A 13,601-nucleotide genomic window follows, 5' to 3' on the forward strand; every position below is an offset into this window, starting at 1 on the left:
TCGCAGAGAGACTCGGCGGAGACCGAGGTGACGGCCTGGAATAGTCGTCGGATAACGGCCACATACACACTGCCGCCCTCGGACTTCTCAGGGCTGCGGAACGGCAACAGGGCGATGCACCGCAGAGCGTCGCTTAGTGGCCACCCGGGAGCAGTCCTCGTGGCCGAGCCGAGGCCCGCCCCCGACATCCCGACCACCCAGGTGCGGGTGCGCCTCACCGATATGCCGTCGAAGTCGCTTCCATCAGGGGAGCTGGGTTGGCGCTTGCACTGGGTGAGGCGTGCATGGGTCTTCCGCGCGATCTGTTTCTGCAGGTTCGGCGGTGAGTGCCTGCTGATCGATCTTGTCGCCGGGAGCGGCGCCGCTGGTCACTCGTAGTTTGGGCATTTGGTGGTGGGCCTTGTCCCGGCGGCCTGCTCCGGCGGCGCTGTGCCGACCAGATGCATGATCGTGGGGCGGGCAAGGTGTGAGGGGGTGGGTGGCTGGTGCTGTTGACGGGGGCGCCGGTTATGGGGGCGGCTGACCTTAGGCTTTGGGCATGGCGAGGATTCTGCTCTTGCACTCGATGTACGGGCTGCGGCCCGCGGTCCACCAGGCGGCCGACCGGTTGCGCGCGGCCGGGCATGAGGTGCATGTCCCGGACCTGTATGACGGGCGCGTCGTGGACACCCCGGAGGAGGGCATCGGGATCAAGGAGGAGATCGGCCGGGACGAACTGCTCAAGCGCGCGGTGACGGCCGCGGCGCCGTTGTCGCAGGAGGGCCTCGTGTACGCGGGGTTCTCCCTGGGGGCGGCCCTGGCCCAGAATCTCGCCCTCGCCGACGAGAAGGCGCGCGGGCTGCTGCTCATGCATGGCACCTCCGACATGGCGGACGACGCGTCCACGGACATTCCGGTGCAGTTGCACGTCGCCGACCCGGACACCTACGAGCCGGTCGACTGGCTCAACGCCTGGTACCTGCGCATGCGCCGCGCCGGAGCCGACGTCGAGGTCTTCCGGTACCCGGGCGCCGGGCACCTGTTCACCGACTCCGATCTGCCCGACTACGACGCGGACGCGGCCGAGCAGGCTTGGGCAGTGGCTCTGGACTTCCTTTCTGACCTCTGAGGCGGGGCGCATACGGCTGTTCGCGTGGTGCCGGTCGCCGCGGCCGGGCCCGCCAGGCCCGCCAGGTCCACCGGGCCCGCCAGGTCCGTCGGGGCCGCCAGGCCTGCCACGTCCGCCAGGGCCGGCGGGGCCGGCGGGCTTGCTGGTGCCGCGCATGGACGGGCTGTTTCGTGTGCCGCGATGATGATCGTGGAGGGGTGGCCGAGGCGCGCCCTAGCTGTCGGTCGGTGGGCGCCGGTATAGGAGAAGAGACGGGCTCACGGTCGCGAGGGTGCGGCCGTGAGCCCGTCTCTGCAGGGCGCCTAGGAGGCGGGGGCGTCGGTCATATGGGTGCAGACCCAAAAACGGCCGACCCATCTGGTCGGCCCCCGCGATCAGCGCTCTGTTTTCTCGTGTTTGATCAGATCCGTGTCGCCGGACGAACATCCGGGCCCCACCACCCAGACGTCCAGGCCACCGGATCCACCCGTGGGCAAGGCGATCACCGTGGCCGGGCGGCCCTCGTATGTCGCCACGTCCACCACCTTGGGGACCTTGCCCTGGGCTATTCGGTCGACGCACTGGGAGAGCCGGCCGTCCGGTTCGCCGCCGGAGAGCGTGAGCTGGCGGCCCCCGTTGCCGACCAGTCCCGTGATCTGCCGGACGAGCGTTCCCGCGCGGTAGTCCGTGCCGCTGTGCAGGACGGTGTAGCCGGGCCCCTGCATGGCGTTCGGCGACGGCGCCGCACCGGGGGAGAGCGATCTTCGGTCGGGCGGGTCCTGCACGGGCGTGCTCGCCGCGGTCTGGTGCCCCGCGTCCGACGAGTCGCCGAGCAGTTGGTATCCGACCATCCCTCCGCCGCCGACCACGACCACCGCCGCGGCGGCCGCCGACAGGATCCGCCAATGCCGCCTGCCGCGCCGCTGTGCCAAGCTCACCACGGCCGCGCTGTGCATCGACTCCGCGGCGATGGCCGAGTCGATGCGGGAAGCAAGGTCGGCGGGCATGGACGGTACGGGTGCCTCCGCCAGGATCCGGGAGACGTCGGACAGCTCGTCCGAGCGTTCCCGGCATTCGGCACAGGTGTCGAGGTGCGCGGTGACGGAGGCGGCCTGATCGTCGTCGAGAAGGCCCTCGGCCAGATCGGCCAGGGTGTCGTAGTCAAGGTGGGCGGGGTTCATCTGGGCATGCCACCTCCTTCCACACCTCCGACGTTCTTGCGGCCCTCACGGTTCCTGTGGTGCGCCAGCAGCGGGGCGAGCCGGGCCCGTCCGCGCGCGCAGCGGCTCTTGATCGTGCCCGGCGGCACCTCCATGACCTGCGCGGCGTCGTCCACCGAGTAGCCCATCATGTCAACGAGCACCAGTGCCGCGCGCTGCTCGAACGGCAGCTGCGCCAACGCGGACCGCACGTCCAGCGACACCCCGTGGGCGTCGGTCGGGTCCGGCATCTTGGGCGCCACGGCGTCGAACGTGGCGTCGTCGCCCATGGGCGTGGCCGGGCGCACCGACTTGCGGCGGACGCGGTCGAGGCAGGCGTTGACGACGATGCGGTGCAGCCAGGTGGTGACGGCGGCGTCGCCACGGAACCGTGCCGCCGCGCGGAAGGCCGACAGGCAGGCGTCCTGGAGCGCGTCCGCGGCCTCCTCCGGGTCGCCCAGCGTCCGCATGGCGACGGCCCACATCCGGTCGCGGTGCCGGTTCACGAGTTCGGAGAACGCGTGCGGATCGCCGTCAACGTGCCGTGCGAGCAGTTCCTTGTCCGGTACCTCGTCGACGCTCATGCTCATCGACGCCATGAGCGCCTGCTCTCACTCGCGGCACCACCGATCCGTGTCGGGTAGGTGCAATCGATCCTGCCAACTCGGGTCGACACCACGAAATCCTGGGGGGAGGGGACATTCTGCTCAGAGGCACGATACCGACTGGCACCGTCAGTCGTCACAGCTCGTTCGATCTTGACTACACGGACCGTAACGATGATGTTTTCGCGGTCGCCGGTGGCGTTCCGGCGAACCGTCGCCGGACTGGCAACGGCCGGATGGTCACTTTTTGTGGACGGTTCGGCGGCCTGCGATAAATGGGTCAGCCGGCGGTGCCGTAGACGGTGACGTCGTTGAGCTTCGCCTTGAAACCGGGCGGAACGGGATTGGTAAACCAGATCAGGACGTACTGGCCGCGAGCCTCCCGGGTGGCCTTGATGGTGAACTGGCCGCTGCCCTGCTCCTGCCCCACCACTCGCAGGGCGCCGAGGCTGTTGCCGTCCCCGACGCGCAGCTGGATGGGGACGGAGGTGCTCACCGGCGCGTCGACCAGCACATGGTCGACCTTGACCTGTTTGCCCATGTCGAGCACCACGCCGAAACCGTTGGACAGGTTGCCGAAGTTGCTCGACTTGTACGTCTGGGTCTGCCACTGGGTGCTGGACTTGCCGTCCAGCACCGCCTCCGGGTTCTTGGCGATGGACGTGTCGTGGCTGCCGCGCTTGGGATCCTCCAACGCGGTGGCGCCCTGGGCGGACAGCTTGGTCGCCGTCGGTGACGGGGGTGCGGAGGAATGGCCCGGGTCGGTCACGCCGGCCTTGTCGGTGCCCTTGTCGGACGAGCCGCCGGCGTTGCCGATGGCCCACGCGCTGAGCCCGACGATGACGGTGGCGGCGGCCGCGGCGACGCCCAGCAGGGCGCGGTTGAGCGGGCTGCGCGGCGCGGACCTCGTCCCCGGGACGCCGACCGGGGCCGTCGGCGGCGGGACGGAGTCGTGCCGCGTACGAGGCGCGTGCGGTGCGGGCGCTGGGGCGGCGCCGCGGCGCCGAGGCTGCTGCGGCGCCTGGTGGTGGGACGCGGGAGCGGCCGGCCGGGCGGCCCGCGTGGAAGCGGCGGGGGCGCCGGGCGCATGCGCGGGACGGGTGGGCGCGGACGGGGCCGGCGAGTGGACGCCGCCGAGCCCCGCGAACAGCGGCAGTGGCGTACGGGGCACGCCGCGCATCGCCTTGGCGAAGTCGGCGGGGGTGGTGAGCGGTTCCTGCCCCGGCACCTGCAGGCCGAGGGCACGGCACACGATGGCGTCGACGGCGTGCGAGATGCCCGCCTGGACCTGCCGAGGGGCCCGCACCACGCCGTCCGCCGCCGGCGCGGCGGGCAGCGCCGACAGCTTGGGCTCGCCCGGCCAGTGCGCGGTCAGCGCCGCGTACAGCAGGCCGCCGAGGCCGCGGACGTCCTCGCGGGCGGGATCGTCGGAGTAGACGTCGGCCAGCGCGGCCGCGGTGGCCACGCCGAGCAGCTTGACCGTCCCGCCGGTCGTCCACACCAGGTCACGGGGGGACAGGCACAGGTGGGCCAGCCCGGCGGCGTGCGCGGCGGCGATCGCCTCGGACGCCTCGTACAGCAACGTCGCGGCACGCCCGGGCTCCAGCGGCGCCTTGGCCAGCATCTGCTCCAGCGTCTCGCCGGAGACCCACTCGCTGACCACGTACGCGCTCTCGCCGCTGTCGTCGGCGTCGAAGACCTGGGTGAGACGCGGGTCGGTGAGCCGAGCCGCGGCGCGGGCAGAGGTGACCACCTCGGCGACGCGCGGGAACTCGGGGTCGAAGGTCCGGACGGCCACGGCTCGCGCCAGGATCTCGTCGATGGCCTTCCACTGTGCGGACCCGCCCGAGTCGCTGATGCGCTCCTCCAGCCGGTAACGGCCGGCCAGGCGGGTTCCGGGCTCTATGACTGACGTGCTCACGGCAACGTCCTGCGCAGGTGGTCAGAATCCATGTTCGTGGCGTGGCAGCTTACGCCTCCGACCCTCCTCTTTGCGTTCCCCAGGGTGTCGCCCCGCAAGCCGTAGTCCCCATCATGGTAGTGGTTACACAGATCAGCGACGGCGTTATCGGCGCGCGTGCCGTGTACTTTGCCACGCTATACCCGTGATCTATTCCCGGTCTGTAGGTCATCACCGACCGACATATGTCACCCCGGGACCTACATGTGTCACCCCAGCTCCGGGCCACGTCACGCCCCCGTGGGCCCCTTCGCCGCCCCCGGCCTCACCGGCGTCGGGTTCGTCCGCAGGCACCTATCTCTGCAGCCCGAAACCCCTTACCACTCGGCCACAGCACCCCTGTGAGCCCTGACCCAGCCCTCGCCCCTCCTCACCCAGCCTGCCGAAGAGCCACCGAACGAAGCGACACGCCCTCGCCACGCCCGGTGACCAGAGCCGAGCGCTGACGGGACGCCGCTCGACCAGCGGGAAGACGCACGGCCGGCCCTCGTCCACCCGCGTCCAACCTTGGCGGGACGTCCCACCTTCGTCACCCAGCCCCGCCGTACACCGCACCATCCGCTCCGCGTGTCCTGATGCGACGACCACGTCCTCGCGGAAGAGCCCATGCCCACACACGCCGGCGCCACGCGCGGCGCACGCGTCAGCAAGCGATCCTGCGGACCAACGTGCGCTGTGACCGCTCTCAGTACCGTCGCACCTTACAGACACACGTTGACCGTCCGGTCGGCGAAGCGGCATCCAGCCCTGCGGCGCCGGTTCTGGCGGCCCCGCAGGGCCGGCGGCGTGGGTTCGTCAGCGGCGGCCGGGGAGGCGGCGGGCGAGCATTCCGGTCATCGTCTGGACCTCGTCGACCCGCAGGAGCCGGGCGAAGACCAGGTAGAGCAGGCCGCCGCCGGCGCTGCCGACGACGAGCGCGATCAGGCCGGGGGCCAGGCCGGTGCCGAGGGCGGCCTCGGTGATGGCGTGCGTGGCGTAGGCGAAGCCGAGCAGCGGCCACAGCGCGACGATGAGCTTGAGGTAGGCGCCCGCGATACGGCGTCCGTCCATGCCGCCCAGCCGCCGCCGCAGGATCACCCAGCTGACCAGCGTGCCGACGACCTGGGCGAGCGCGAAGCCGCCCGCGATGCCCATGACGATCTTGTCGGTGGGCAGCACGTTGTACATGGTCAGCGCCATGCCGATATTGGTGGAGACGACGGCCACGCTGATGAACGCGGGCGTGCGGGTGTCCTGCATCGCGTAGAAGACCCGCATCATCAGCTGGTACACCGAGAACGGCACCAGCGCGATCGCGAACATCTGCATGACGCGCGCGATGACCAGCGCGTCGGCGTCGGAGGTGTTGCCGTGCGCGAACAGCACGGTGGTGATCTCCGGGCCGAGCACCAGCATCAGCGCCGCCGCGGGCAGGATGATCACCGAGGACAGCCGCAGGCCGCCGGCGAAGGCGGCGCGCACGTCGGCGTGCTTGCCCTCGGCGGCGAAACGGCTCATGCGGGGCAGCAGCGCCGTGATCACCGAGACGCCGACGATCGCGTACGGGAGCTGGAACAGCTGGTAGGCGTTGAAGTACGGGGTGTAGCCGTACCCCTCGCCGAGTCCCTCGGCCACGCCCCGGTCGCCGGCCCGGTTGGCCAGGGCGGTCACCACGCCCAGCGCGACCTGCGTGGCGACGACGTACATCAGCGTCCACCCGGCCATCCGTCCGACCTGGCCGATCTCGCCGCGCTTGAAGTCCAGGCGGGGCCGCCAGCGGAAGCCGACCCCGCGCAGCGACGGCCACAGCGCGACCGTCTGCAGGACGATGCCGCCGGTGGTGCCGAGCGCCAGCAGCATGAACTGGGTGTCGGAGATGCTGGACGGGTCGACCCGGCCGGAGGAGATCGTCAGGAACGCGCCGCCGACCGCGATCACCACGATGTTGTTGAGCACCGGCGCCCACATGGGCGCGCCGAAGCTGCCGCGGGTGTTGAGGATCGCCCCGGCGAACGCGCCGACCCCGTAGAAGAAGATCTGCGGCAGGAAGAACTGGGTGAACAGCACGGCCACCCGCCGCTGGTCGCCCGTGTAGCTGCCGGCGAGGACGTCGATGAACAGCGGCGCCATCAGCACCGCCACCACGGTCAGGACGGCCAGGCCGATCACCGCGAGGGTGAACATGCGCTGCTCGTACTGCTCGCCGTAGGCGCGGTCGCGTTCCTTGGCGCGCACCAGCAGCGGGACGATGACGCTGGTCAGGATCCCGCCCAGCAGCAGGTCGTAGACCTGGTTGGGAATGGTGTTGGCGGTGTTGTAGGCGTTGGCGAGCATGCCGGTGCCGAGCGCGGCGACGATCACGGCGGTGCGCAGGAAGCCGGTGATCCGGGACGCCAGCGTTCCCAACGCCATGATCGCGCTGGACTTCAGCAGGCCCCCGCCCTTGCCGGACGGCTTCTCCTCCTCGACGACCGCCTCGGCGGTCTGGGCGGCCTGCCCCATGTCGGCGGACAGGGGACCCGCCGGCCCCGGAGCCACCGGCCCCGGTCCGTGCGGATGAGGAGCGCCGCCGACCGCTGCGGGGTGCGGGGGTTGGTGCGCCCCCGGGCCGGGGGGATGCTGCTGGCCGCCCCAACCTGGGCCTGGGCGGTTCTGTCCTGCCGGGTTCATACCTCTGGGACTGAAATCTGCGGGGTTCGGTTCGCCGGAGTCGGCGTCCATGGGCTGCGGCCATCCGGGTGGGGGACCCTGGTGGCCCGGACGTGCCGGAGGCCGTCCGTCCCAACCGCCCCCGGCAGGCGGCGTCGGGCCCCCGGCGGATGCCTGGGGGACGTTCGGCGTCTCGGGCCTGCTCATTCCGGGATGTCCAGGAGGAGGCTGCCCGTACGGGTTCTGCCGGGATGCCATGTCGCCGCCTGTGGCCGAGCCCTCTGGCGCCCACATGCCTTGTGCCGGCGGCCCGCTCTCAGGGGGCGTCCCCCAGTTCGGGGCTCCCGCCCCACCATGGCCTGCCGCCGGGGGCCCTGACGCGAAGTGTCCCTGGGCGAAGCCACCCGAGCCCGGCGCCTGCGGCCCCATGGCCCCCTGCGCGGACGGCTCGGACGGAGAGGAGCCAGACAGGAAGGGGCCCGGTGCCGCCGGAGGGCCGGACGCGCCACCGACACCCTGCGCGGCCGCGCCCCCTGCGGACGGTGCCGCCGACGGGCCGGAAGGGAGTCCGGGCACACCTGAGGCACCGGGGCCCGGCGCCGAGGGGCCGGGCGCGAACGGGTCGTCAGGCGCCGAGGAGCCATGTGCCGACGGGTCGGGACTGTAAGGGCCCGGGTTGGGTGGTGACGGGGGATAGCCCATGGGAGTGGTGGTTTGTCCAGGGGTAGGGCCCGCGGCGGCCGGAGGCGAGGCGCCCCACGGCGAAGACCCGGCGGGCGGCTGAGGGGACGGTGGCTGGGACTGTTCGTTCTGCCCGGGGGCAGCCGAACGTTGCGGGCCCTGAAGCCCGGCCCCGGGCAAGCCCCCGGGTGGCGGGCCGGGGGTGTGTTGTCCGGGCACGGAGTGGTGCCCCCAGCTGAACGGAGGCTGCCCTTCGCCGGGAGCGGGAGGGGTTCGCCGCGAGGTGGCCGGGTCAGGGGTTGTTGGTGAAGGTCGGGGGGTTGCCTGGGAGGGGGCCGTCTCGGGAGGGGCGGGGGGCGGAGCCGGCTCCTGCTTCGGGGAGGTCGGGGGTTCCGGGGTCCCCGGGTGCTGGGGCCATGGCCCCGATGGGTGCTGGTTCCGCTCCTGTCGACCCGTCACCGCCTGCCTCCGCTTTCCGGCGGCGCCTTGCTCGCATGGCCCGCACTCCGACGCCCACGAAGAGTACGGCAAGTGAGCCGCCGGTGATGAGCAGGGCCAGCCGCCCGTATCCCGTGGTGCGCACCGTGATCTCTTCCGTGCCGAACACCCTGCCCTCGGCCGTGATCAGGCGCAGCCGGACCCGGAAGTTGCCGTTGCCGGCCGCCTGCACGGGGATCTTGCGGCTCACCTTCTCGCCGGGGCCGAGTTCGAGCACCAGGTCCTCGGCGGCGAACCGGCCGATCTGCAGCTTGGCGCTGTTCTCGGAGGTCACCTCCAGGCGGACCTTGATGTTCTGGTCGGGCAGGTTGTTGGCGACGCTGACCAGGATCCGGCCCGAGCTGCCCGCCAGGGCGTTCTGAGACGGGATGATCTTCACTCCGGCCTTGTGGGCGCCGAGTTCGCGGGCGAGTTCCTCGCGTGCCGCCCGGGCGCGTTTGCCGTGCCCGCGCCAGGCGGCCGACTCCATGCGCAGCACGGCCCTGGTGTAGTCGATCCGCACCGGGTCGGCCGTCACCTGGGAGAACAGGGAGACGTCCCGCGCGATCCGGCGCACCTGCTCCAGGTAGGCGGGGCCGAGCTCGTACGCCTCGTAGGCGTCGGGGTAGCCGGTGAAGACCCGGGGCTGCGGCTTGGCCTTGATGGCCGTCTGGAGGTCGACCGCCTTCAGCCACGGCGCCGACTTGGTGTGGCCGAGGATCCTTTGCGCGAACTCGGGCGAGGGGTTCCAGTGCCGGTCGGGGACGACGACCAGGGTGCGCCTGAGGTTCGGCGCCTCCGCCGTGATCATCGCGGTCTCGGCGAGGAAGCGCTGTTCGGCGAGGGCCGCCGCGCCCGGGGACCGGGTGCCCGAGCTGACGACGTCGTTGATCGTGTCGTCGTAGGTGAGGACGCGGCGCGTGCCCTGCTTGGTCTGCACCGCGGTGGTGGCGCTGGGCGTGTAGCCCTGCGGGTTCTCCTGGAACGCCGAACCGCTCAACAGGAACGCCCCGTCCGTGCCGATCTGCCCGTAGCGCGACAGCGCGTCCAGCGTGTCCGGGCCGGCCATGCCGGACGGCGGCCAGGCGACCTTCACCGTCGGCGCCCGGCCGAGGACCTCGGCGGCCACGGCGGTGTTCTTGTAGGCGATGTCGAGGTGCCGGGCCATGGACTCGCCGTACCGGACGAGCGCGACGGCGTCGGGGTCGGCGTAGGGGAGGACGAAGTACGGGTCGTCCTTGGACGCCCGCTTCAACCTGTCGATCCACAGCCGGGCGGCGGGGTTGGCGGACGTGCGGGTGCCCCTGTCGGCGGTGCCGGGACGCTTGACGACGTAGTTCCGGTTCATCGCCTGGACGTCGTCCAGCAGTGCCGGGTCGATCGCCCAGGTGACGGGCGTGGTGGTCGTGGCGGCCGCGTCGACGAGGGAGCCGAGCCGGCCGCGGGTGAGGTCGGTGGCGAGCCGGTCGTCGATGAAGGTGCTGTCGTTGGCGCGGTGCTGGCGGTCGATGAGCGGCCACACCCAGGCGACCGACAGCGGCTGGGTGCCGCGGGCGTTGCCGGTGAAGGTGACGAACGTGGTGAAGCCGGCGAGAACCTGCTGGTAGGAGTTGATGACCTCGACGCCGAGCGGGTACACGCCGAACTGCCGCATGCCGACCGCGGCCGCGTTGCCGGTGAGCCTCCACGCCTGGGTTCCGCCCGCCACGGCCGCCTGGGGCAGCGGGCGCGGGGTGGTGGCGCCCGGCAGCCTGGACGGCGCGGCGGTCGCGTACTGGGCGAGCTCGCCCCTGCTGGTGATGCGCTGGGAGCTGTAGCGCAGCCGGACGGACAGCCCGGCGAGCGCGTGGCCGGAGCGGTTCTGGACGGTGCCGGTCAGCGTGAACCTGGAGTTCTTGCCGGACGCGGTGATGGCCGACGGGGTCACCTTGGACAGCGCGAGCGCCACCTGTGACTGCTGCTGTCTGCCGGCGCGTTGCGGCGCGGGCTCGGCCGGAGCCTGCGCCTGCGGCGCCCCTTGTGCCTGTGGCGCGCCTGGTGCCGCCGCCGGGTTCTGTGGCCGGTCCGGAGAACCCTGTGCCGTCTTCGGTGTCCTGGGTGCGGCCGCCAGCGCGGGCGCCGTGACCGCAAGGACGCAGGACACCAGTACGGCCAGCCAGGCCGCGCGTTTGACCGTTCTCACGCCATGTCCACCCGATGGCCGCCTGTCGCAGGAGGCCCCGCCTGAAGACAGCGGGCGTCGTAGTCCCGCATCACGCGCTCGATGGTAGCCGCGCGACGGCTGCCGTCAGACCTTCCTCCCGCCTCTTCGCCCGATTCCATTGCAAACCCGCACATGGTCCCCCCTGCTGAGGAGGAGATCCACACCGGTAATGCGCCTACTTCCCAGCAACGCGCGTCCGAACCGCGATCGTTCCTGGCTCGTCCCGGGTCATGTGCGGTGCGGTTCGGGTCGGCGGGAGCGGGGTTCCGCCGTCGTCGGCGCCGGATGCGACGTGGGCGCCGGTCTCTTCGCCGGCGCGGGGGCCGGGGGCGAGGCGGAGGGGTAGGCGGACGCGTAGACGGAGGTGGACGCGGCGCCGGTCTGTGCGGACGGGAGGGCGACGGGCTTGGCGCCGCTCACCGTGTACAGGTCGAGGCTGCGGATGGCGAGCGCCGTCGACGGCTCGCCGGTGGCGGTGTAGACGACCTCGTCGAGCGGATTGGCGTCCACCACGGACTGGTCGATCAGCAGCGGCATGGCCTCCGGCAGCAGGAGCGGGCAGACCAGGCCGGCGGCGTACTCGGTGACCGCGTTCACCAGGTCCGGCCGGGCCGGGCGGATCAGGCGGGCGCCGACCGCGTGGCGCACGACCTCGGTGGGCGGCAGGGTTCCCGCCGCCACGACCACGCCGGTCAGGAAGCGGCGTTCACGGTGGACGTCGTTGCACGCGTAGACGCGCGTCACCAGGCACCGCCGCGCCGGCAGGCCGAGCGCCCTCGGCAGTTCGTCGGCGTGTGTGATCGCGACGGGCAGTCGCACGATCTGGTGCGGCGTCTCCCGGTCGAGCAGCGCGCGATGGATGGTGAGAGCGTCCTTCATGTTCTGCTCCGTCCTGCGGGGACCCCCGCCGACAGCCCCGCGCTCCCCTTCGTCTGCGCCCCCGTACACCCCCCATTCCGGGGGGAATCCCCTCTTACCCGGACAGGCCGGGATAATCCTCGGAGCGGCCGACCCCTGCGGTGGGCCGCGACCCGGCGGGCCCCGCTACCTTTGGTCGTACGGGAGACTGCGGTGGTGTGCGGCGGGCGTCCCCCCGGGGTGCCCAGAACGTAACCCGGGGGCCGCGCGACGGGAAGAGTTCGTCGCGCATTCCGCAGGAAGTTTTCCCGAGTCGCCTCCCGGGTGCCGAACAAATTCTTTTGTCAGCCCTCAACCAAGGAAATACGCTCGATGGCCGTGCCCGACCAGAATGTGACCCAGCAGCAGCCGACACAGCCCGCACGGCCGTCCCAGCAGCAACGGACGGCCATCGCCGAGCTGCTGCGCCGGGTCGCGCCGCTCGCCGACGAACTGGGCGAGCGCTTCCGGGCCGCCGGGCACGAGCTCGCGCTGGTCGGCGGGCCGGTGCGGGACGCCCTGCTGCGCCGCGTCGGCAAGGACCTGGACTTCACCACCGACGCCCCGCCGCAGCGCGTTCTGGAGATCATCCGCGGCTGGGCCGACCACGTCTGGACGATCGGCATCGAGTTCGGCACCGTCGGCCTGCGCAAGGGCGACCACCAGCTCGAGATCACCACCTACCGCAGCGAGTCCTACGACCCCAAGTCCCGTAAGCCGCAGGTCTCCTACGGCACCTCGCTGGTGGAGGACCTGCGCCGCCGCGACTTCGCCGTCAACGCCATGGCGGCGCGGCTGCCCGGGCACGAGTTCGTCGACCCGTTCGGCGGCCTGGCCGACCTGGAGCGCAAGGTGCTGCGCACGCCCGGCCGCCCGGAGGACTCGTTCAGCGACGACCCCCTGCGGATGCTGCGCGCCGCCCGCTTCGCCGCCCAGCTCGGCTTCACCGTCGCGCCCGAGGTGGTGCGGGCCATGACCGACATGGCCGGACGCATCGAGATCGTGTCGGCGGAACGGGTCCGCGACGAGCTGTCCAAGCTGGTGTGCGGCAGGTACCCGCGTCAGGGGCTGGCGCTGCTGGTCGACACCGGCCTCGCCGACCACGTCCTGCCGGAACTGCCCAAGCTGCGCCTGGAGATCGACGAGCACCACCGGCACAAGGACGTCTACGAGCACTCGCTGATCGTCCTGGAGCAGGCGATCGCCCAGGAGGAGGGCGGGCCCGACCTGGTGCTGCGGCTGGCGGCGCTGCTGCACGACATCGGCAAGCCCAAGACGCGCCGGTTCGAGGCGGGCGGCCGGGTGTCGTTCCACCACCACGAGGTCGTCGGCGCGAAGATGGCCCGCAAGCGGCTGACCGAGCTGCGCTATCCCAAGGACGTCGTCGCCGACGTGTCGCGGCTGGTCGAGCTGCACCTGCGCTTCCACGGGTACGGGACGGGCGAGTGGACCGACTCGGCCGTCCGCCGGTACGTGCGCGACGCCGGGCACCTGCTGTCGCGGCTGCACAAGCTCACCCGCGCCGACTGCACCACCCGCAACCGCCGCAAGGCCGAACGCCTCCGCCGCACCTACGACGACCTGGAGGCCCGCATCGACCGGCTCGCGGAGGAGGAGGAACTCGCCAAGCTGCGTCCGGAGCTGGACGGCAACGAGATCCAGCGCGTCCTGGGCATCTCGCCGGGCCCGCTGGTCGGCAAGGCGTACAAGTTCCTGCTCGACGTGCGCCTCGACCGCGGTGTGATCGGCAAGGAGGCCGCCACGGAGGAGCTGCTCCGCTGGGCCGCCGCCCAGGGCCTCCCCACCCCCACCGCCACGGACGACGAGCGGGACGAGGACTCCACCGCCACGGCGGCCGACGCGT

7 protein-coding genes and 1 pseudogene are annotated in these 13,601 nt (G+C 71.9%); 2 read left to right on the top strand and 6 right to left on the bottom strand.

Annotated features, from left to right (window positions below; translation table 11 throughout):
• Window positions 1-538: 538 nt before the first annotated feature.
• The gene (locus ABZ801_RS02620) at window positions 539-1,108 is read left to right on the top strand and encodes a dienelactone hydrolase family protein (protein WP_360691810.1); all 570 of its coding nucleotides are present in this window, start codon (window positions 539-541) and stop codon (window positions 1,106-1,108) included.
• A gap of 374 nt (window positions 1,109-1,482) precedes the next feature.
• Here ABZ801_RS02620 and ABZ801_RS02625 read toward each other — a convergent pair whose 3' ends face one another.
• From ABZ801_RS02625 to ABZ801_RS02650, 6 genes are all read right to left on the bottom strand, one after another.
• A complete protein-coding gene (locus ABZ801_RS02625; protein ID WP_360691813.1) occupies window positions 1,483-2,268 on the bottom strand; it encodes a zf-HC2 domain-containing protein in 786 nt (261 codons plus the stop codon).
• Window positions 2,265-2,885, bottom strand: a complete 621-nt coding sequence (gene sigM / locus ABZ801_RS02630; RefSeq protein WP_344942316.1) for an RNA polymerase sigma factor SigM — start codon at window positions 2,883-2,885, stop codon at window positions 2,265-2,267. The genes ABZ801_RS02625 and sigM overlap by 4 nt, the downstream gene beginning before the upstream one ends.
• Window positions 2,886-3,171: 286 nt before the next feature.
• On the bottom strand, window positions 3,172-4,812 hold the full coding sequence (locus tag ABZ801_RS02635) for a protein kinase family protein (RefSeq protein WP_360691816.1): 1,641 nt from the start codon (window positions 4,810-4,812) through the stop codon (window positions 3,172-3,174).
• A gap of 834 nt (window positions 4,813-5,646) precedes the next feature.
• Window positions 5,647-7,332, bottom strand: coding sequence for a murein biosynthesis integral membrane protein MurJ (gene murJ / locus ABZ801_RS02640; protein ID WP_360691819.1), 1,686 nt, complete (start codon window positions 7,330-7,332; stop codon window positions 5,647-5,649).
• A 1,120-nt stretch (window positions 7,333-8,452) separates the two neighbouring features.
• Window positions 8,453-10,819 carry a DUF6049 family protein gene (locus ABZ801_RS02645; protein WP_360691822.1) on the bottom strand — a complete coding sequence of 789 codons (2,367 nt, stop codon included), beginning with the start codon at window positions 10,817-10,819 and terminating at the stop codon, window positions 8,453-8,455.
• 249 nt (window positions 10,820-11,068) lie between these two features.
• On the bottom strand, window positions 11,069-11,719 hold the full coding sequence (locus ABZ801_RS02650; protein WP_360691825.1) for a YbaK/EbsC family protein: 651 nt from the start codon (window positions 11,717-11,719) through the stop codon (window positions 11,069-11,071).
• 351 nt (window positions 11,720-12,070) lie between these two features.
• On the opposite strand from ABZ801_RS02650, the pseudogene ABZ801_RS02655 reads away from it, so the two are divergent.
• A pseudogene (locus ABZ801_RS02655) lies at window positions 12,071-13,525 on the top strand (CCA tRNA nucleotidyltransferase); the annotation flags it as partial.
• Between the last annotated feature and the right edge of the window lie 76 nt (window positions 13,526-13,601).

It is taken from the genome of Actinomadura sp. NPDC047616, assembly GCF_040642915.1.
GTDB classification, from domain to species: Bacteria; Actinomycetota; Actinomycetes; order Streptosporangiales; family Streptosporangiaceae; genus Spirillospora; species Spirillospora miaoliensis.

What these genes read in the sequence shown, in the direction of transcription:
- ABZ801_RS02650 (WP_360691825.1), bottom strand. Translation starts at nt 11,719, where the DNA reads ATGAAGGACGCTCTCACCATCCATCGCGCGCTGCTCGACCGGGAGACG.
- ABZ801_RS02625 (WP_360691813.1), bottom strand. Translation starts at nt 2,268, where the DNA reads ATGAACCCCGCCCACCTTGACTACGACACCCTGGCCGATCTGGCCGAG.
- ABZ801_RS02620 (WP_360691810.1), top strand. Translation starts at nt 539, where the DNA reads ATGGCGAGGATTCTGCTCTTGCACTCGATGTACGGGCTGCGGCCCGCG.
- sigM (WP_344942316.1), bottom strand. Translation starts at nt 2,885, where the DNA reads ATGGCGTCGATGAGCATGAGCGTCGACGAGGTACCGGACAAGGAACTG.
- murJ (WP_360691819.1), bottom strand. Translation starts at nt 7,332, where the DNA reads ATGGGGCAGGCCGCCCAGACCGCCGAGGCGGTCGTCGAGGAGGAGAAG.